Annotated in this window: 18 protein-coding genes; 8 read left to right on the top strand and 10 right to left on the bottom strand. The window is 63.6% G+C overall.

Features of this window, described 5'->3' with window-relative positions:
* Positions 1 to 24: 24 nt before the first annotated feature.
* Together ABNP31_RS19735 and ABNP31_RS19730 are read right to left on the bottom strand one after the other, a co-directional pair.
* Positions 25 to 288: a hypothetical protein gene (locus ABNP31_RS19735; RefSeq protein ID WP_085665262.1), complete on the bottom strand. Its 264-nt coding sequence runs from the start codon at positions 286 to 288 to the stop codon at positions 25 to 27.
* A 440-nt stretch (positions 289 to 728) separates the two neighbouring features.
* Entirely contained in the window at positions 729 to 1,346 is a 618-nt protein-coding gene (locus ABNP31_RS19730; RefSeq protein WP_025340245.1) for a LysE family transporter, read from the bottom strand.
* Between the two features lie 257 nt (positions 1,347 to 1,603).
* Between ABNP31_RS19730 and ABNP31_RS19725 the strand changes: the two genes are divergently transcribed.
* The 5 genes from ABNP31_RS19725 to ABNP31_RS19705 all read left to right on the top strand — a co-directional run bounded on the left by ABNP31_RS19725 (position 1,604) and on the right by ABNP31_RS19705 (position 6,010).
* A complete protein-coding gene (locus ABNP31_RS19725; RefSeq protein WP_003254720.1) occupies positions 1,604 to 1,795 on the top strand; it encodes a YhfL family protein in 192 nt (63 codons plus the stop codon).
* Between the two features lie 328 nt (positions 1,796 to 2,123).
* Positions 2,124 to 3,761: a malate dehydrogenase (quinone) gene (gene mqo, locus ABNP31_RS19720; protein WP_075046052.1), complete on the top strand. Its 1,638-nt coding sequence runs from the start codon at positions 2,124 to 2,126 to the stop codon at positions 3,759 to 3,761.
* Positions 3,762 to 4,021: 260 nt separating this feature from the next.
* The gene (locus ABNP31_RS19715) at positions 4,022 to 4,666 is read left to right on the top strand and encodes a hypothetical protein (RefSeq protein WP_085665263.1); all 645 of its coding nucleotides are present in this window, start codon (positions 4,022 to 4,024) and stop codon (positions 4,664 to 4,666) included.
* Positions 4,666 to 5,286: a helix-turn-helix transcriptional regulator gene (locus ABNP31_RS19710; RefSeq protein ID WP_350012687.1), complete on the top strand. Its 621-nt coding sequence runs from the start codon at positions 4,666 to 4,668 to the stop codon at positions 5,284 to 5,286. The genes ABNP31_RS19715 and ABNP31_RS19710 overlap by 1 nt, the downstream gene beginning before the upstream one ends.
* 97 nt (positions 5,287 to 5,383) lie before the next feature.
* The gene (locus ABNP31_RS19705; protein ID WP_085665265.1) at positions 5,384 to 6,010 is read left to right on the top strand and encodes a hypothetical protein; all 627 of its coding nucleotides are present in this window, start codon (positions 5,384 to 5,386) and stop codon (positions 6,008 to 6,010) included.
* 36 nt (positions 6,011 to 6,046) lie between these two features.
* On the opposite strand, the gene ABNP31_RS19700 is transcribed toward ABNP31_RS19705, so the two are convergent.
* Positions 6,047 to 6,382, bottom strand: a complete 336-nt coding sequence (locus ABNP31_RS19700; RefSeq protein ID WP_085665266.1) for an ArsR/SmtB family transcription factor — start codon at positions 6,380 to 6,382, stop codon at positions 6,047 to 6,049.
* A 50-nt stretch (positions 6,383 to 6,432) separates the two neighbouring features.
* Between ABNP31_RS19700 and xenA the strand changes: the two genes are divergently transcribed.
* Positions 6,433 to 7,524, top strand: a complete 1,092-nt coding sequence (gene xenA / locus ABNP31_RS19695) for a xenobiotic reductase XenA (RefSeq protein WP_025340240.1) — start codon at positions 6,433 to 6,435, stop codon at positions 7,522 to 7,524.
* A gap of 135 nt (positions 7,525 to 7,659) precedes the next feature.
* Here xenA and ABNP31_RS19690 read toward each other — a convergent pair whose 3' ends face one another.
* The 5 genes from ABNP31_RS19690 to ABNP31_RS19670 form a co-directional block, all read right to left on the bottom strand.
* On the bottom strand, positions 7,660 to 8,907 hold the full coding sequence (locus ABNP31_RS19690) for an NAD(P)/FAD-dependent oxidoreductase (protein ID WP_350012686.1): 1,248 nt from the start codon (positions 8,905 to 8,907) through the stop codon (positions 7,660 to 7,662).
* A 2-nt stretch (positions 8,908 to 8,909) separates the two neighbouring features.
* Complete coding sequence (locus ABNP31_RS19685) at positions 8,910 to 10,487, bottom strand: aldehyde dehydrogenase (NADP(+)) (RefSeq protein ID WP_350012685.1); 1,578 nt, start codon at positions 10,485 to 10,487, stop codon at positions 8,910 to 8,912.
* A 157-nt stretch (positions 10,488 to 10,644) separates the two neighbouring features.
* Positions 10,645 to 11,592, bottom strand: a complete 948-nt coding sequence (locus tag ABNP31_RS19680; RefSeq protein ID WP_013973780.1) for a dihydrodipicolinate synthase family protein — start codon at positions 11,590 to 11,592, stop codon at positions 10,645 to 10,647.
* A gap of 45 nt (positions 11,593 to 11,637) precedes the next feature.
* Positions 11,638 to 12,564 (bottom strand): 4-hydroxyproline epimerase, encoded by a 927-nt coding sequence (locus ABNP31_RS19675; RefSeq protein WP_350012684.1) that lies wholly within the window; start codon positions 12,562 to 12,564, stop codon positions 11,638 to 11,640.
* Positions 12,565 to 12,712: 148 nt separating this feature from the next.
* Complete coding sequence (locus tag ABNP31_RS19670) at positions 12,713 to 14,329, bottom strand: APC family permease (protein ID WP_085665270.1); 1,617 nt, start codon at positions 14,327 to 14,329, stop codon at positions 12,713 to 12,715.
* A gap of 379 nt (positions 14,330 to 14,708) precedes the next feature.
* Between ABNP31_RS19670 and ABNP31_RS19665 the strand changes: the two genes are divergently transcribed.
* Positions 14,709 to 15,491 carry an AraC family transcriptional regulator gene (locus ABNP31_RS19665; protein WP_350012683.1) on the top strand — a complete coding sequence of 261 codons (783 nt, stop codon included), beginning with the start codon at positions 14,709 to 14,711 and terminating at the stop codon, positions 15,489 to 15,491.
* Here ABNP31_RS19665 and ABNP31_RS19660 read toward each other — a convergent pair.
* Entirely contained in the window at positions 15,479 to 16,366 is an 888-nt protein-coding gene (locus ABNP31_RS19660; RefSeq protein WP_085665272.1) for a LysR family transcriptional regulator, read from the bottom strand. The genes ABNP31_RS19665 and ABNP31_RS19660 overlap by 13 nt on opposite strands.
* A gap of 140 nt (positions 16,367 to 16,506) precedes the next feature.
* Here ABNP31_RS19660 and moaB point away from each other — a divergent pair, with 140 nt between their 5' ends.
* Positions 16,507 to 17,046, top strand: a complete 540-nt coding sequence (gene moaB, locus ABNP31_RS19655; RefSeq protein WP_003259533.1) for a molybdenum cofactor biosynthesis protein B — start codon at positions 16,507 to 16,509, stop codon at positions 17,044 to 17,046.
* A gap of 130 nt (positions 17,047 to 17,176) precedes the next feature.
* On the opposite strand, the gene ABNP31_RS19650 is transcribed toward moaB, so the two are convergent.
* Positions 17,177 to 18,076 carry a bestrophin family protein gene (locus tag ABNP31_RS19650; protein ID WP_075046043.1) on the bottom strand — a complete coding sequence of 300 codons (900 nt, stop codon included), beginning with the start codon at positions 18,074 to 18,076 and terminating at the stop codon, positions 17,177 to 17,179.
* Between the last annotated feature and the right edge of the window lie 19 nt (positions 18,077 to 18,095).

Here is an 18,095-nt window from a genome sequence, read left to right as displayed (position 1 = left end):
GTGCCCGCGAAGAGGCCAGGCCTGCTAGTGCAAAGTTCTTAGCTCAGCCGGTAAATGGGCCTGCATCTGCAATTGCATCAATGCGGACTCGACCAGGCCCTGTACCGCCTCCATTTCATGGATCACGGCTTGCATCACGATCGAACTTGGGGCCGTGGGTTTGAGTTGCACGGATTGGCGGGCCACGAACAGGGCGCAGAGTACGTACTCTGAGGACTGGACCAGCGTGTCTTGCAGAGCCTGGGTGGAATCGAGGGAGTGGGGTGGATCGGGGACCATCTTGCGCATAGTTAGCTCCAGAGTCAGTCGAGCTGCTACGGACTTGCTGTCAAACAAGAGGGTGGCAGCGGTACGCGGGTTGACAGACCGAGGACTCCGGAGACTCGGCGCACACGAGGTGCCCCACGTACTGCCGCCATAACGGGTGTACGTGCACGGAGAAGTTGTCGGCCTGTCAAAGCCGGTCGTTGAGTTGACAACGACAAGCCGAGACTAGAGCGCGACCTAATCCGTCGCAACAGTTTGAGCGGGTTGGCAGTATGTTTGGGAAATGGCCTACAAGGAAGGGGATAATTCTGAGTTTCAGCTGTAGGACTGGGGGCCGCTTTGCGGCCCATCGCGACACAAGGCCGCTCCTACAGGGGATCGCGCACAGGTCCAGCCTGGTGCGATCGCTTGTAGGAGCGGCCTTGTGTCGCGAAAGGGGCGCAAAGCGCCCCCCAGGGCCTTCAGCGCATTGCCGCCAGTTTGATGCCGAACCCCACCAGGCAAGCCCCCGCCAACCGCTCGAACATATTGGCAATCCGCGGATTGGCGCGCATGCGCTCGGCCAACTGGTGCGTCAGCACCACGGCAATCAACCCGTACAGGAAGGTCACCACTGCCACTGTCGCCGCGAGGAAGCCGAAGGTCACCAGCCCCTGGTGCTTCACCGGGTCGACGAACAGCGGGAAGAACGCCATGTAGAACATGATCGCCTTGGGGTTGAGCAGGGTGATCATCATGGTCTGGCGCAGGTACTGGCCGTTGTCCATGCGGCTGGCCCGCGGCGCGCCTCCGGGTTTGCTCAGCAGCATGCGCAGGCCCAGGTAGGCCAGGTACGCAGCACCGGCCCACTGCACCACGTGGAAGGCGGCAGGGTAGGCCGCCAGCAGGGTGGCAACGCCGGCCACCGCCAGCCACAGCAGCACCTGGTCACCCAGGATCACCCCGCACGTCGCGGCCATGCCGGCCTTGATCCCGCCCTTGCCGGTGGCGGTGATCAGGGCGAAGTTGCCCGGGCCGGGGATGGCCAGGACGATGATGAAGGCGATGACGAACGCGCCGTAGTCGGTGACGCCGAGCATGGGGAACTCCTGTTGGTGGTGCGTAGGCAGAGCTCAAGACTATCGTCGCCACCGGCCCGCTTTTCAACCGTCTACCAGGAAATTGGAAACAAGCTCTGAATTTTCAGAAGTGCGAGAAATTTCCTACAAGGGCAACTTGTTGTTGCACACGTGCAACCAGCCAGTGCACTTTGCGACTTGGATCCAATGCCTAGGTTCTGTATCATCCCGCCGCCATCAGAATGATGGCCGAAGATGATTCATTTAAAGGACTTAGTATGAAAAAGCTGTTCAAGGCTACCGTAGCCGTTGCTGTCGTTTCGGGTGTTGCCCTGCTGTCGGGTTGCACTGGCCAGGTTTACAACCAGCCGAAAAACTGCACCTACGACTACCTGTTCCACCCTTCGGTTTCCATCTCCAAGATCATCGGTGGCTGCGGCCCGATCGATAAGCTGCCTCAGCAGCAGTAATCTTGGCGGTACCCTGATCGCGACGCTTGCGGCGTGATCCAAGGCCCCCGGTCATTTACGTGATCGGGGGTTTTTGTTTTTCCGCGTGACAATCTGCCACTGAGGCAACCCGTCGCCTTGACGCTCCGGGTGGCAATTTGTTTGTGCTGGCATTTGAGCTACAATCGGAAAAACGATTCAGCCTTGTCGGTCAATTCGACAAAAGGCCGAGTCGTTTTCTGGTTCTCTGGCTGCTGAACAATGATCAACAACAAGCCTGCGCTGCAGAACATGCTTTACTTGGGCCAGCCACAGGCCCACCCCCTGTTCTCCTGACTGGAATCGATCAATGTTCAAGAAAGCTGGCAAGACCTTGCTGGGTCTGGCTGTCGCTGCAAGCGTCATGCAAGCGCACGCCGCAGAAACCAAGAAAGTAGATGTGCTGCTGGTCGGCGGCGGCATCATGAGCTCGACCCTGGCCGTGTGGTTGCACGAGCTGGAGCCAAGCTGGTCGATGGAAATGGTCGAGCGCCTGGATGGCGTGGCCGAAGAAAGCTCCAACGGCTGGAACAACGCCGGTACCGGCCACTCCGCGCTGGCCGAGCTGAACTACACCCCGGAAGACAAGGACGGCAACGTCAATATCACCAAGGCCATCGAAATCAACGAGGCCTTCCAGATCTCCCGTCAGTTCTGGTCGTGGCAGGTCCGCCAGGGCGTGCTGAAGAACCCGCATTCGTTCATCAACACCACGCCGCACATGAGCTTCGTGTGGGGCGATGACAACATCAAGTTCCTGAAGAAGCGTTACGACGCACTGCAGGCCAGCCCGCTGTTCCGCCCGATGCAGTACTCCGAGGACCACGCGCAGATCGCCAAGTGGGTCCCGCTGATGATGGAAGGCCGCGATCCTAACCAGAAGCTGGCCGTGACCTGGACGCCAATCGGCACCGACGTCAACTTCGGCGAGATCACCCGCCAGTTTGTCGGCCACCTGAAAACCCAGGAAAACTTCGACCTGAAGCTGTCCAGCGAAGTGCAGGACATCACCCGCAACAAGGACGGCTCGTGGCACGTCGAGTACAAGAACCTGAAGGACGGTAGCGAATCGGCCACTGACGCCAAGTTCCTGTTCATCGGTGCCGGCGGCGGCGCGCTGAAGCTGCTGCAGAAGTCGGGCATTCCTGAAGCCAAGGAATACGCAGGCTTCCCGGTGGGCGGCTCGTTCCTGGTGACCGAGAACCCGACCGTGGCCATGCAGCACATGGCCAAGGCCTACGGCATCGCCTCGACCGGTGCGCCACCCATGTCGGTTCCGCACTTGGACACCCGCGTGCTGGATGGCAAGCGCGTGATCCTGTTCGGCCCATTCGCCACCTTCTCGACCAAGTTCCTGAAGAACGGCTCGTACCTGGACCTGCTGAGCAGCACCACCACCCACAACGTGTGGCCGATGACCAAGGTCGGCATCGATCAGTATCCGCTGGTGGAATACCTCGCTGGCCAGCTGATGCTGTCTGACGACGACCGCTTCGAAGCCCTGCGCACCTACTTCCCGAACGCCAAGAAGGAAGACTGGCGCCTGTGGCAGGCCGGTCAGCGCGTGCAGATCATCAAGCGTGATGCCGAGAAGGGCGGCGTGCTGAAGCTGGGCACCGAAGTGGTCGCTTCCGAAGACCGCACCATCGCCGGCCTGCTGGGTGCATCGCCAGGTGCTTCGACTGCGGCACCGATCATGCTGAACGTGCTGGAAACCGTGTTCAAGGAGAAGGTCGCTACCCCTGAGTGGCAGGCCAAGATCAAGCAGATCGTGCCGAGCTACGGCACCAAGCTGAACGACTCGGCGGCGGCCACCCAGAAAGAGTGGAACTACACCGCTGAAGTGCTGCAGCTCGAGAAGCCACCGGTGATCGACGAAAGCGTCGGCACCACGGTTGCACCGAGCCAGCCGGTCGAGAGCAAGCCTGAGAATGACATGGCGCTGTAATTGGCCATTGTTGTGACAGAAGCCACGGGGGAGACCTCGTGGCTTTTTTGTTGCTTGTTCCGGCCCTTTCGCGGGTAAACCCGCTCCCACAGGGACCGCGCTGGCCACAGGCTTGGCGCTATCCCTGTGGGAGCGGGTTTACCCGCGAAGAGGCCAGTTCAGGAAACCACTGATCGGAAACCCAGCTCAGCCCCAATAAAAACATATTTTGATGCTTAAATTAATCTTGTCAGTCGATCCCCCTCCAGGAGGGTGCCGTCATGAACATCAAGATTGCCGCCTTACTGCTGCTCGCCCTGTGCGCCCAGCCGGCATGGAGCCAAAGCTACTCCTACTCCAGCGACTCCCCCGCCGCCAAACCCGCCGAATCTGCTGCAATGACCACGCGCATGGCCCTGCGCGACCTTTGGGTCGAGCACATCTTCTGGGTGCGCAACTATGCTGTCGCAAACCAGGCCGGCAACGCCAAGGAGGCTGAAGTCGCTGCCAAGGAGGTGGTTACCGACGCTACCAGGATCGCCAACAGCATTGCCCCGCTGTACGGCCAGCCCGCCGCCGATCAGTTGCTGAAACTGCTGGCCGGCCACTGGGGAGCCATCAAGCACTACAGCGACGCCACCGTGGCCAAGGACAAAAAAGGCCAGCAAGCCGCGGTCAATGAGCTGACCAGCAATGCCAAGGGCATCGCTGCGTTCCTGGCCAAGGCCAACCCGAACCTGCCCGAACCGACCCTGCTGACGCTGCTCAGCGCCCACGGCGGGCACCACGTGGCCCAGATCGACCAGCTGGCGGCCGCTGACTACGTGGGCGAGGCGCGCACCTGGGCGATGATGCGCGAGCATATCCTGACCCTGTCCGACGCCCTGGCTGCGGCGTTGGTCAAACAGTTCCCGGACAAATTCTGATGCTCGAAGGCCTGGGCCGTACTCAACAGGACCTGCTCCATGCGTTGCTGCTCCAGCCGGCCGGCATGAGCATCGACGACCTGGCGCAGGCCCTGGCCATCACCCGCACGGCGGTGCGCCAGCACCTGGCAGCGCTGGAGCGCGACGGCCTGGTCAAGCGTGGCGCTACCCGGCCCACAGGGCGACGCCCGGAGCAGTTGCACGAGCTGACCGAACAGGCCCGCGAACTGTTCCCGCGGCAGTACCCGTTGCTGGCCAACCTGCTGATTGCGGAAGTGGCCGGCTTGCTGGGGCAGGAGGCATTGCTGGCGCTGATGCGCCAGCTGGGGCGCAAGCTGGCGGCGGACCTGGAGCATCAAGTGGTGGATGAAGCACGCATCGTCGAGCATATGAACAATGCCGGGTACGAGGCGCAGGTGTTCTTCCGCTCGGGGGGCGAGCCGCAGATCGTTGCCCACAATTGCGTGTTTCATCACCTGGCCAAGGCGCACCCCGTGGTGTGCGAGTTGGATCTGGCCTTGATCGGGGCATTGGGGGGGGCTGAGGTAGAGCATCAAGAGTGCATGTTGCGTGGTGGCAGGGCCTGCCGCTTTACTTTGTCCAAAAAGAATATTGGTTAGCACTATTTCAATATTTTGGTAACTGATGTTTTTGCTAGTTTTTCTGTGGAGTAGCGGCGGATATATTCAGCGCTCATCTTGTATGGAGCGCTTGAACATGAATGATTTAAAAGAATTACCGCCGCGGGTAGTTGCGAAGTCTCTTCTGTTAGGCCTCGGGATGGGCGATGTGCTGGAATACCCTATCACTATCCGCATTTTTCGACTGAGTAAGACGGATAGCCCCAAGGTTTATGTGAGAAATTCTGAGAATATCAGCTACCAAGCAGATATCACCAATGACGATGTACTGTCGCATGTGAATAATCGTGATCTTGTTTTTGAGGATGACGTTTTTTACAGCGTTACCAAGGTCTCGGCTGGCGACAAGGTAGAAATTAAAAAGGCGCCAATTCCGGTGTGCAAAGACAGCCTTGCAGGTATGGAGCCACTCACGGGGCTGTTAGCGATTACGCGGGGCAAGATCTTTATGGACGGTGACAAGGTCCAAATTGCTAAGGATCGAACCTTCCATAAAATTAATGGGAGTGACTATGTAGTGGTGCGTACTCAATCAGACGAAAAGTACTACGAAACGTGTGAGTCTGCTGAAAAGAATAAATATGGTCAGATTGGTGATTTTGAAATCATCGACAAATTGCAGAGATATTGTTATGGCAGTCGAAAAAACCTAGCCGGTGACTATGTGGCCGGATTTACGGCCGTGCATATTAACCCGACTTGAGTTGCGCGTTACCGCGTAAACGGGATAGTTGAAACATCACTGCTGCTGCAAAATGCAAATCAGCAACCCTGGGAACCGCCCCTCCATGACTTCACGGCGCAGCGAATTCATGTGGGTGGTTCCTACATTGCGTGTATGCACCAACCCTGCATCACGCAGCACGCGGAAGTGGTGCGACATGCTCGACTTCGGCCGCCCGCCATCGAGCTCACCGCAGCTGGCCTCGGCCACGCCGGCCAGGTGGCGGACAATGCCAAGGCGCACCGGGTCGCTCAGCGCATAGAGCACACGCTCTAGAGTCAGGTCTTCAGAATTGGGATGTTGATAGGCTCGCATGGTCGTCATGATAACGGGGCTATCATTAATTGCCATAGTTCGATTATGATCGAACTATCGTAATCAGACAGCCCGGGAGCTTGCTCATGTCCGCCTTGTTCGAACCCTATACCCTCAAGGACGTCACCCTGCGCAACCGCATTGCCATTCCGCCGATGTGCCAGTACATGGCCGAGGACGGCATGATCAACGACTGGCACCACGTGCACCTGGCCGGCCTGGCCCGTGGCGGTGCCGGCCTGCTGGTGGTCGAGGCCACTGCCGTGGCACCGGAAGGGCGCATCACCCCCGGTTGCGCCGGTATCTGGAGCGATGCCCACGCCCAGGCTTTCGTGCCGGTGGTGCAGGCAATCAAGGCCGCCGGTTCCGTGCCGGGTATCCAGATTGCCCACGCCGGGCGCAAGGCCAGCGCCAACCGCCCGTGGGAAGGTGACGACCACATTGCCGCCGACGACGCCCGCGGCTGGGAAACCATCGCCCCGTCCGCCATCGCCTTCGGCGCGCACCTGCCACAAGTGCCGCGCGAGATGACCCTGGACGACATCGCCCGGGTCAAGCAGGACTTCGTCGATGCCGCCCGCCGTGCGCGCGATGCCGGTTTCGAGTGGATCGAACTGCACTTTGCCCATGGCTACCTGGGCCAGAGTTTCTTCTCCGAACACTCCAACAAGCGTACCGACGCCTACGGTGGCAGCTTTGACAACCGCAGCCGCTTCCTGCTGGAAACCCTGGCAGCGGTGCGTGAGGTATGGCCAGAGAACCTGCCACTGACCGCGCGTTTTGGTGTGCTGGAATACGACGGCCGCGATGAGCAGACCCTGGAAGAGTCGATCGAACTGGCGCGCCGCTTCAAGGCTGGCGGCCTCGACCTGCTGAGCGTGAGTGTCGGCTTCACCATTCCCGACACCAAGATCCCATGGGGCCCGGCGTTCATGGGGCCGATTGCCGAGCGCGTGCGCCGTGAGGCGAAGCTGCCGGTGACCTCGGCGTGGGGGTTTGGTACGCCGCAACTGGCGGAAGCGGCGCTGCAGGCCAACCAGCTGGACCTGGTATCGGTAGGGCGTGCGCACCTGGCAGACCCGCACTGGGCTTACTTTGCGGCCAAGGAGTTGGGCGTGGAGAAAGCCTCCTGGACCTTGCCGGCGCCGTATGCGCACTGGCTCGAGCGTTATCGCTGAGGCATGAAAGGGGCTGCTTTGCAGCCCAATCGCCGGCAAGCCAGCTCCCACAGGTACCGCACAGGGCTTGAGGTCTATGCAGTACCTGTGGGAGCTGGCTTGCCGGCGAATGGGCCGCACAGCGGCCCCACGAATCTAGAACCGATCCAACCGGTAAGCCGCCATATCAGCCCCACTCTCCCTGTCAGCCAACCTCCCCACCCATTCCGCCGTCACCGCCGCCTGGGTCAACCCCAGGTGCTGATGCCCGAACGCCAACAGCACCCGCCCATCACACACCCGGTCGATCACCGGCAACGAATCTGGCAACGAAGGCCGGAAGCCCATCCACGGCGTCGCTCCCTCAACACTCAGGTCCCTCCGGAACAACCCCTTGCTCAAGCGGTGCAACTGCCACGCCCGCTGCATGCTCGGCGGCGCGTCCAGCCCGGCGAATTCCACCGTGCCGGCCAGGCGCAAGCCCTCGGCCATGGGCGTCATGATGAACTTGCGCTCCAGCGATGTAACTGCAAACGGCAAACGCTGATGCTCGCCAGGCAACATCAGGTGGTAGCCGCGCTCGGTGTCCAGTGGCACCTGCTTGCCGGTCAGCGCGCCGGTCAACCGTGCAGAATGCGCGCCACAACTGATCAGCACCTGGCGGGCCTCGAGCGTGCCCTGGTCGCTGGCCAGGCTGACCCCACCGCTGTGCAGCTGCCCGCCATCGACCTGCGCCTGGATAAAGCGCACGCCACTGGCCTTGGCCGCTTCGAACAGTTCGCACACCACCCGGTAGGGGTCGATGAAGTGCCCGGTACGTGGGAAGAACAGCCCACCCTGCAACGACGGGCTCAGTTGCGGCGCCGCCTCGCGCACGGTGTCGGCCGACCAGAAGTCCACCGGCACCGCCTGCTGTTGCATGCGTGCGCGCAAGGCCTCCAGGGTCTGGTGCGACTCCGGCCGCTCGAACACCAGCAACGAGCCATCTTCCTGGAACAGCTCGCTGCGCCCGATCGAACCCAGCAGCCGCTGCCAGGCACCCAGGCTGCCTTCGTTCAACGTGCGGATGCCGGCCACGCTGCGCTGAAACGGGCCCGGGCGCAGGTTGAGCAGCAGGCGGGTGAACCACGGCATGGCCTTGGGCAGGTACTTCCAGTCCAGGCGCAGCGGGCCCATCGGGTCCAGCAGCATGCGCGGCAGGCGTTTGAGAATCGACAGGTCGGCAATCGGGAATACCTGCTCGGTGGCCAGGTGCCCGGCGTTGCCGTAGGACGCGCCCTGGCCGGGTGCCTGGCGGTCCACCAGGGTTACCCGGCGGCCCTGGCGGGCCAGTTGCAGGGCACAGGCGACGCCGACAATGCCGGCGCCGACCACGGCGATATCGGTTTCAGCGGTTTCGACCATGCTCAGCCTTCCCGTTTACCGTCGAGCAGGCGCCGCAGTTGCAGCGGGTTGCCGTGTTTCAGCGCCTGCGGCAGCAGGGCATCGGGGAAGTCCTGGTAGCACACCGGGCGCAGGAAGCGCAGGATCGCCGCCGTGCCCACCGAAGTGGTGCGGGCATCGGAGGTGGCCGGGAACGGCCCGCCGTGGACCATCGCGTCGCATACCTCTACACCGGTCGGCCAGCCATTGACCAGGATGCGGCCAGCCTTGCGCTCAAGGGTCGGCAGCAGCGCGCGGGCGCTGGCGATGTCGGCTTCGTCCAGTTGCAGGGTGGCGGTCAGTTGGCCTTCCAGATGCTCGGCCACCTGGCGCACTTGCTCATCGTTGGCGCAGGCCACCACCAGCGACGCCGCGCCGAAGACTTCGGCCTGCAACGCCGGGTCGGCGAGGAACGCTTCGGCCTGGGTCACGAACAGCTGCGCCTGGCACTGGTTGGGGCCTTGCCCGGCCTGGCCACTGGCGGCGGCCTGGGCATTGGCGTTTGCGGCCAGGGCGCCGACACCGGCCTGGTAGGCACTGAAGATGCCCGGGGTAAGCATGGTCTGCGCCGCAGCCTGGCGTACGTGTTCGCTGGCGGCGTCGATGAAACGCTGCAACGCCGGCCCCTGGCGGGCAATCACCAGGCCGGGGTTGGTGCAGAACTGGCCGGCACCCTGGGTCAGCGAGGCGACGAAGCCTTGTGCCAACGCCTCGGCGCGGGTCTGCAGGGCGGTGTCGAACAGGAACACCGGGTTGATCGAGCTCATTTCGGCGTACACCGGGATCGGCTCCGGGCGGGCCTGGGCCGCCTGGCACAGCGCAATGCCACCGCTGCGCGAGCCGGTAAAGCCAACGGCCTTGATGCGCGGGTCGCTGACCAGCGCAATGCCCACTTCACGACCGGAGCCGTACAACAGCGAAAACACACCGGCCGGCAAGCCGCACTGCTTCACGGCCTTTGCCACTGCCTGGCCGACCAGCTCGCTGGTGCCTGGGTGGGCACCGTGGGCCTTGACCACCACCGGGCAACCGGCGGCCAGGGCAGAGGCGGTGTCGCCACCGGCCACCGAGAAGGCCAATGGGAAATTGCTGGCGCCGAATACCGCCACCGGCCCCAGGGCCACTTGGCGCTGGCGCAGGTCGGCACGCGGCAGGGGCTGGCGCTCGGGCAGGGCGTTGTTGACCCGCACATCCAGCCATTCGCCGGCCCGCACCACACGGGCGAAGGTGCGCAGCTGGGTGCAGGTGCGGCCACGTTCGCCCTGGATGCGCGCCTTGGGCAGGCCGCTTTCGGCCACGGCGCGATCGATCAGGGCATCGCCCAGCGCTTCGATCTGCGTGGCGATGGTTTCGAGGAATTGTGCCCGTTGCTCGAGCGAGGTTTCGCGGTAGGCATCGAACGCCGCGCAGGCCAGGGCGCAGGCCTGGGCCACGTGTTCGCCAGTGCCGCCGAGGTAGGTCGGTTCCAGCGCCTGGCCGGTGGCCGGGTCGATGGCACGGATGGCGTCGCGGCTGCCGGTTACCGGCGTCTGGCCGATCAGCAGGTTGCCTGTGAGGGTCATGGAGCCTCCTTTGGAATCAATATCAAGGGAGACCGCGGCCCTTGTGGGAGCGGGTTTACCCGCGAAGCAGGCGACTCGGTGCCTGGCACCGGCTTCGCCGGTGTTCGCGGGTGAACCCGCTCCCACAGGGGCTGCGGCTCGGCCTGGAATCAGGTGATCAGGCCAGGTTCTGCTCAGCCGACCAGCTGGCGTACCAGCTGCGGAACAGCGCGTACTGCTGCTCGGCATAGTTGCGCTGGGCGTCGGTCAGCACGTCGGTCTCGTTGAAGTGCAGGCTGTATTCGCTGTCACCGTTCAGCACCATCAGGTGCTTGTAGTAGAGCACCAGGTCGCAGCCTTCATCGAACGACGACAGCACCGCCAGCGCCGCCTCCAGCTCACGCGCCAGGCGGCGGGCCTTGGCATCACCCTTGGCCGCCTGCTTGCTCAGGCTCACCAGGTGCAGCACCTCACGCGGCAGAGCGTTGCCGATGCCGGTGATGGCGCCGGTGGCGTTGCAGTTGACGAAGCCATGCACCACCTGGGTGTCGACGCCGACCATCAGGGTCACATCGTCATCCTTGGAGGTGATGTGCTCGGCGGCGTAGCGCAGGTCGGCACCGCCGCCGAACTCCTTGAAGCCGATCAGGTTGGGGAACTCGCTGCGCAGTTCGAAGAACAGGTCGGCGCGGGTGGCGAAGCCGTAGTACGGGCTGTTGTAGATCACCGCCGGCAGCTTCGGCGCGGCTGCCAGAATGGCCGAGAAGTGGTGCTTCTGGGCAATCAGCGAGGCGCCGCGGCTGAGCACGCGAGGGATGACCATGAGGCCGGCGGCGCCAACCTTGGCCGCGTGGGCGGCGTGGGATACTGCTTCACGGGTGTTCACCGCGCCGGTACCGACGATGGTCGGGATGCCGGCGGCCACCAGGCGCGCCACGCCTTCCTGGCGCTCGGCTTCGGTCAGCAGCGGCCAGTCGCCCATCGAGCCGCAGTACACCACGGCGCTCATGCCGGCCTCGATCAGCTCGCGGCCCTTGCGCACCAGGGCGTCGAAGTCCGGCTTGCGCTCGGCGGTGCAGGGGGTCATCAGGGCGGGCATGGTGCCGGTGAAGATGTTGTTGGTCATTGTTGTCACTCCTCGCGATATTCGATTTTTTGGAAAAAGCCGGGGTCAGATGCCCCAGGCGAACGGGTCCTGTTCGTCGATCAGCAGGGTGCTGTCGGCGGTCATGTAGGCGCGGCCGGTGATGAACGGGCGAATGCGTTCGCCGTCGCGCTCGTAGCGGCCCTGGAACTGGCTGCCGGTGATACTGGCCTGTACCCATGTCTGGCCTTCGTCGAGCTTGCCGTCGGCGGCCAGGCAGGCCAGCTTGGCGCTGGTGCCTGTGCCGCAGGGCGAGCGGTCGTAGGCCTTGCCGGGGCACATCACGAAGTTGCGGCTGTCGGCGTTGGCGTCGTCGGCGAATAGTTCGACGTGGTCGATGGGGGCACCGTTTTCACCGGTGATGCCCTGGGCTTCGAGGGCCTTGAGCATCGCCCAGGTGTACTCGGTCAGCGCCTCGCGGTTGCCCAGCTCGATGCGCTGGCCGTGTTCGGAGACGAGGAAAAACCAGTTGCCGCCCCAGGCGATGTCGCCGCGCACCAGGCCATGGCCGGGCACGTCCACCAGTACCTGCCGGCGGTAGCGGTAGGACGGCACGTTGCCGACGGTTATGGCGCCGTCTTCATGCAGGGTGGCGCTGACCTGGCCGACCGGGGTGTCGATCTTGTGCACGCCCGGTGCGATCAGGCCCAGGTGCTGCAGCGAGGCGACCAGGCCGATGGTGCCGTGGCCGCACATGTTCAGGTAGCCAGCGTTGTTGAAGAAGATCACCCCGCAAGTGGCGTCGGCCGATACCGGTGGGCAGTACAGCGCACCGACCAGCACATCGTTGCCACGTGGTTCCAGCAGGCAGGCACGGCGCCACTGGTCGTGCAGCTCGCGCAGCTCGTCGCGCTGCTCGGCCATGCTGCGGCCATGCAGTTGCGGGAAGCCTTTCATCACCAGGCGGGTCGGTTCCCCGCCGGTGTGCGAGTCGATGACGTGAATCTGTTTCATGAGCTTGTCCATTCTTTGATCAGCCAAGTCTTGTGCTGTTTGTGCGGGCCTCATCGCCGGCAAGCCAGCTCCCACAGGTATTGCATCGGCCTCTGGGGCAGCGCGGCCCCTGTGGGAGCCGGCTTGCCGGCGATAGGGCCAGTAGCCGTTACGGAGCCAGTGCAGCCGGGCGCTGGCCTACCAGAGGTTCATGGCTGGCTTCGCTTTCGTCCTCACCTTCCAGGCGCACCAGGTGGGCAGGCACGCCGGTGGCAGCGCCCCAGTAGTAGATGCCCAGCGCACAAGCGGCCACGACCACGGTGTCGAACGGGTGGCCGAGTACTCCCAGGCCGCCGAAGCTGCCCAGCCACGACAGCAGGATGGTCACCGCGTAGAAGCCGATCAGCCACGCCGATGAGCGCACTTGCTGGGCCAGCGACAGGTGCTGGGTCGGCACGAAGCGGCCGCACAGCAGGTACAGCACGAACATCACGATCTGCAGGGCCAGCAGCCACGACACGGTCTTCCAGCCCGACCAGTACACGATCAGCGCGGCGATGATGAACGACAGCGGGCCGAGCACGCCCATGCCCTTGACCCGGAACGGGCGCGGCATGTCGGGGGCGTTGCGGCGCAGGGCGGCGACGGTGACCGGGGCCACGGCGTAGCTCAGTACCAGGGCGGCGGAAACCACGTTGATCAGCGCTTCCCAGGACGGGAACGGCAGGGTCCAGAACACCGACAGGCCAAAGGTCAGCCACAGCGCCGGGCGCGGGATGCCGGACTCGGCGTCGATACGGGTGAAGTACTTGAAGAAGGTGCCGGTCTGCGCCCAGCCATAGACCACGCGCGGGGTGGCGTTCATGTAGATGTTGCCGCAGCCGCTGGGCGAGATCACCGCGTCGGCCACCACCAGGTAGGCCAGCCAGCCCACACCCAGGGCCAGGGCGATGTCGCGGTAGGGCAGGGCCAGTTCCTTGGTCACTGCGGCCCAGCCGTTGCTCAGCATTCCGGTCGGCACGCTGCCGAGGAAGGCCAGTTGCAGCAGGGCGTAGATCGCGGTGGACAGCAGTACCGAGAGGATCAGCGCGATGGGGATGGTGCGTTGCGGGTTCTTCACCTCGCTGGCCACCGAAATGATCGGCGTCAGGCCCAGGTAGGCGAAGATGATGCCACCGGCCGATACCGCCATTTCAACGCCGGACAGACCGAACGGGGCAAAGCCCTGGACCTCGAAGTTTTCCGGCTTGAAGAAGGTGAACAGCACGCCGATCACCAGCAGCGGCACGATGAACTTGAACACACTGACCAGGTTGTTGGCCTTGGCGAAGGTTTTCACGCTGCGGTAGTTGAGGAAGAAGAACAGCCCCAGCAGGGCGAACTGCACCAGCCAGCCGAGCACGGTCGGGTCGCTGGAGCCGGCCTTGGTCAGCCCGGGGAACCAGGCGGCGGCGTATTGGCGCGAAGCGACCACTTCGATGGCGATCAGGCTGGAAAAGGCGATGAGGGTGATGAAACCCATCAAGTAGCCCAGCAGCGGGCCGTGGGAGTACACCGGGTAGCGCACCACGCCCCCGGCACGCGGCAGGGCGGCGCCCAGTTCGCAATAGACGATGCCCAGCAACAGTACGGCGAAGCCGCCAAGGAACCAGGACAGGATGCCGGCCGGGCCGGCGATGGCCGAGACGTGGCTGGCGGCGAACAGCCAGCCGGAGCCGAAGATGGCGCCTAGGCCGATGAAGGTGAGGTCCAGCAATGACAACTGTTTTTTGAATTTGCCTGACATGGGTTCGCCTTTTTGTTGGTTATTGGATAGGCAGGTCTGATGTCACGAGATGCGGCTTTTTGGGCCGCGCTCTTGTAGGACTTGGGGCGGCTTGCGTGGGGCATAGAGTGGACCGATCGGGGCGGCGGTTCTTGATGGTTTTCTGCAGGGGGGATGACGAAATCGGCACAGTTGCAAAAAAACAGTGGTGGGAGGGAAGGGCGGTGGATAGGCTGTAAGCCATACCGCATAAGGGTTGTAGACATTTACTCGCTGTGCCGGCCTCTTCGCGGGTAAACCCGCTCCCACAGGTATCTCCGCAGCTTTCGAGGGCTGCGCAGTACCTGTGGGAGCGGGTTTACCCGCGAAGAGGCCGGCACAGCAAACCGAGATAGAGCAGATGACCAACACCCCCCTGGCAACCCTGTACCAGTCCCTCGACCAGCACCGCCCCGCCAACCTCGAGGCCCTGCTCGCCGGTGTATCCCTGCTGCTGCCGATCCTCGACGCCATCCCCAACGCCGCGATCTTCATCAAGGACCCGGCCGCCCGCTATGTGCTGGCCAACAACACCCTGGTCCAGCGCTGTGGCCTCAAGCGCCTGCAACCGCTGCTGGGCAAGACCAGCGCCGAAGTGTTCCCGGCACAGCTGGGCCCCGGCTACACCGAGCAGGACCGTCGCGTTCTCAAGGAAGGCCTGGTGCTGGAAGACCAGCTGGAGCTGCACCTGTACGGCAGCCGCGAGCCTGGCTGGTGCCTGACCCACAAGCGCCCGCTGTACAACCAGGCCGGCGAGATCATCGGCCTGGTCGGCATCTCGGTCGACTTGCAGTCAGCCGCCGACAGCCACCCCGCCTACCAGCGCCTGGCGGCGGTGGACGAGCATATCCGTCGGCATTTCCACCAGCCGATCAGCATGGGCGAGCTGACCCGTATCGCCGGCATTTCCGTGGCCCAGCTGGAGCGCTACTGCAAGCGGGTGTTCCACCTCACGCCACGGCAGATGATCCACAAGGCGCGCCTGGAGCACGCCCACCGTTTGCTGCATTCGGAACTGCCGATCACTGAAGTGGCGATGTGCTGCGGCTATACCGACCACAGCGCCTTCAGCCGCCAGTTCAAGCAACTGACCGGCTTCACCCCGCGCCAGTACCGCCAGGCAACCAGCGATCAGTTGGCCTGAAACAGCGCCCGCGCCTCATCGAAGCACTGCTCGGCAATTGCCGAACGCGGTTCGCTGCGGCGTAGCAGCAGGCCGACAGGGCTGTGGATGGCGGCGTCGGCCACCGGCAGGATGCGCAGGTGCTCGCTCAGGTCTTCCAAGCCGCAGCCCAGCGGCATGACCGCGCAGCACATGCCGGTGTTGATGGCCTGGATCAGCTGGAAGCTCGAGTCGCTTTCCAGTACCGCATTCGGCTCCAGGCCACGGCTGCGGAAACTCAGGTCCAGCGACTGGCGGTAGTGCATGCCCTTGCTCAGCAGGCCCAGCGGAATGTCGCCCAGCTCGTCCCAGCGCAGGGTGTCGCTGGTGAACTTGAAGTGCCGGGTATCGTGCAGCAGGCCCATGGTGGTGGTGCCAAGTTCGATCACTTCGAAGAAGCTGGTGTTGACCTGGTCCAGGTAGCAGATCCCCAGGTCGAGCTGGTTGCGGCTGAGCCCGTCGATGACCTGTTCCGAGCTGAGCGAGCTGATCTGGAAGTGCAGCTCGGGGTATTTTTCACGCAGCGGCAGCAGCAGGTGCATGGGGTTGAAACTGGCCAGCGGCACCGTGCCCAGGCGCAGGCTGCCGACCACCTGGCCGCGGCAGCTGGCGGCCTCGGCCTGCAGGCCGTCGTGGGCGGCGAGCAGCGTTCGGGCCCAGGCCAGGATGCGCTCGCCGGCCTCGGTGAAACCTTCGAAGCGCTGGCCGCGCTTGACCAGCACCAGGTCCAGCTCGTCCTCCAGGTTGCGCAGGCGCATGGACAGCGTCGGCTGGGTGATATGGCATAGCGCCGCCGCCTGGCCGAAGTGGCGTGTCTGGTCGAGCGCGATGAGGAATTTGAGCTGCTTGATGTCCATGGAAGTGCCTGATGTCGGGTTATGCAGACCTTAACCCACGTCTGCGATAGATGTCATTGATCAGTCGGTACGCCATATCGATTGGACGACCCCGGGCCATGCCTCTAGCGTGGCGGCACTGCCACTCGAGGAGCCCCACCGTGCGCGTCCAACCCGACGCGGTCTTCGTACCGCTCAACATCGCCGTGCTGACTGTCAGCGACACCCGTACCTACGACAACGACACCTCCGGTGAGCTGCTGGCCAGCCGCTCGGTGGAGATCGGCCACCGCCTGGTGGCGCGGGCGTTGCTCAAGGACGACCTTTACAAGATCCGCGCCCAGGTCGCCACCTGGATTGCCGACGAGCAGGTGCAGGTGGTGCTGATCACCGGCGGTACCGGTTTTACCGGGCGTGACAGCACGCCGGAAGCGGTCGAGTGCCTGCTGGACAAGCGCATCGATGGCTTTGGCGAACTGTTCCGGGCCCTGTCGATTCTCGATATCGGCACCTCGACCGTGCAGAGCCGGGCGCTGGCCGGGCTGTCCAACCGCACGTTGGTGTGCTGCCTGCCGGGCTCCACCGGGGCCTGCCGTACGGCGTGGGAGGGCATCCTGGCCGAGCAACTGGATGCGCGGCACCGGCCGTGCAACTTCGTCAAGCACCTGAAGCCGATCGAGGCCTGTGCAAGCCGGGGCTGAGTTTTCTCCTGTACCGGCCTCTTCGCGGGTAAACCCGCTCCCACAGGTACCGCGCAGGGTTCGAAACCTGTGGGGTCCCTGTGGGAGCGGGTTTACCCGCGAAAGGGCCGGCACAGGCCACTGCATTCAGTCAGCTCAATACATGGTCCACCGGCAACAACGCCGGCGGTAGCTGTTGTTCCCCCAACCCCGCCAGCACATCGCGCTCCACGGTCCGCACCATGGCATCGGTCGGCAGGTCGTTCTCATCGCGCCCGAACGGGTCTTCCAGTTCGTTGCCAATCGCGTCCAGCCCGAAGAATGTGTACCCCACGATGGTGGTGAACAGCGGCGCCAGCCAGCCCAGCGGCTCGGCCAGGGCAAACGGCAGCAGCAGGCAGAAGATGTAGATAGTGCGGTGCAGCAACAGCGTGTAGGGGAACGGCAACGGTGTGCCCTTGATCCGCTCGCAGGTGGCCTGCACTTCGGTCAGGCCCACCAGCCGCTGCTCCAGCAGGCTGTAGCGCCAGTCACTGATCTGCTGCTGTTCGGCCAACCGCGAGCAGTGCCCGCCGATTTCGCGCAGGATGGCGTCGCACACGTTGTGCGGGCTGATCGCTTCGGGCCGGGCCAGCCAGGGCCGGGCGGCGGCCAGTTCGTCCTCGCTGCGCAGCCGTGCATTCAGCGCATGGGCAAAGCCGCACAGGCTGCGCAACAGTTCGGCACGCAGGGTTTCGTCGGTAATTACCAGGCTTTCGCGCACGAACGAACGGGTTTCGATGATCAGCTTGCCCCAGGCCTTGCGCCCCTCCCACCAGCGGTCATAGCAGGCGTTGTTGCGAAAACTCATGAAAATCGACAGCGACAGGCCCAGCAAGGTGAACGGGGTGGCGCTGACCGGGTAGAAAAACGCCGGGAAATGCCGCTCGACCAACACGATCAGCGCGGCCAGCAGGGTGACCGTCAGGCAGCGCAGGGCAATGCGTTTGACGATCGAACCCTTGAGGGTGAACAGCACACGCAGCACATCGGGGGTGGGGTGGACGATCATGGAAATCCAGAGACGGCTG

This window comes from Pseudomonas asiatica (assembly GCF_040214835.1).
Lineage (GTDB): Bacteria > Pseudomonadota > Gammaproteobacteria > Pseudomonadales > Pseudomonadaceae > Aquipseudomonas > Aquipseudomonas putida_Z.
This window is presented reverse-complemented; position numbering and strand designations above follow the sequence as displayed.

What these genes read in the sequence shown, in the direction of transcription:
- ABNP31_RS19735 (WP_085665262.1), bottom strand. Translation starts at nt 288, where the DNA reads ATGCGCAAGATGGTCCCCGATCCACCCCACTCCCTCGATTCCACCCAG.
- ABNP31_RS19730 (WP_025340245.1), bottom strand. Translation starts at nt 1,346, where the DNA reads ATGCTCGGCGTCACCGACTACGGCGCGTTCGTCATCGCCTTCATCATC.
- ABNP31_RS19725 (WP_003254720.1), top strand. Translation starts at nt 1,604, where the DNA reads ATGAAAAAGCTGTTCAAGGCTACCGTAGCCGTTGCTGTCGTTTCGGGT.
- mqo (WP_075046052.1), top strand. Translation starts at nt 2,124, where the DNA reads ATGTTCAAGAAAGCTGGCAAGACCTTGCTGGGTCTGGCTGTCGCTGCA.
- ABNP31_RS19715 (WP_085665263.1), top strand. Translation starts at nt 4,022, where the DNA reads ATGAACATCAAGATTGCCGCCTTACTGCTGCTCGCCCTGTGCGCCCAG.
- ABNP31_RS19710 (WP_350012687.1), top strand. Translation starts at nt 4,666, where the DNA reads ATGCTCGAAGGCCTGGGCCGTACTCAACAGGACCTGCTCCATGCGTTG.
- ABNP31_RS19705 (WP_085665265.1), top strand. Translation starts at nt 5,384, where the DNA reads ATGAATGATTTAAAAGAATTACCGCCGCGGGTAGTTGCGAAGTCTCTT.
- ABNP31_RS19700 (WP_085665266.1), bottom strand. Translation starts at nt 6,382, where the DNA reads ATGGCAATTAATGATAGCCCCGTTATCATGACGACCATGCGAGCCTAT.
- xenA (WP_025340240.1), top strand. Translation starts at nt 6,433, where the DNA reads ATGTCCGCCTTGTTCGAACCCTATACCCTCAAGGACGTCACCCTGCGC.
- ABNP31_RS19690 (WP_350012686.1), bottom strand. Translation starts at nt 8,907, where the DNA reads ATGGTCGAAACCGCTGAAACCGATATCGCCGTGGTCGGCGCCGGCATT.
- ABNP31_RS19685 (WP_350012685.1), bottom strand. Translation starts at nt 10,487, where the DNA reads ATGACCCTCACAGGCAACCTGCTGATCGGCCAGACGCCGGTAACCGGC.
- ABNP31_RS19680 (WP_013973780.1), bottom strand. Translation starts at nt 11,592, where the DNA reads ATGACCAACAACATCTTCACCGGCACCATGCCCGCCCTGATGACCCCC.
- ABNP31_RS19675 (WP_350012684.1), bottom strand. Translation starts at nt 12,564, where the DNA reads ATGAAACAGATTCACGTCATCGACTCGCACACCGGCGGGGAACCGACC.
- ABNP31_RS19670 (WP_085665270.1), bottom strand. Translation starts at nt 14,329, where the DNA reads ATGTCAGGCAAATTCAAAAAACAGTTGTCATTGCTGGACCTCACCTTC.
- ABNP31_RS19665 (WP_350012683.1), top strand. Translation starts at nt 14,709, where the DNA reads ATGACCAACACCCCCCTGGCAACCCTGTACCAGTCCCTCGACCAGCAC.
- ABNP31_RS19660 (WP_085665272.1), bottom strand. Translation starts at nt 16,366, where the DNA reads ATGGACATCAAGCAGCTCAAATTCCTCATCGCGCTCGACCAGACACGC.
- ABNP31_RS19650 (WP_075046043.1), bottom strand. Translation starts at nt 18,076, where the DNA reads ATGATCGTCCACCCCACCCCCGATGTGCTGCGTGTGCTGTTCACCCTC.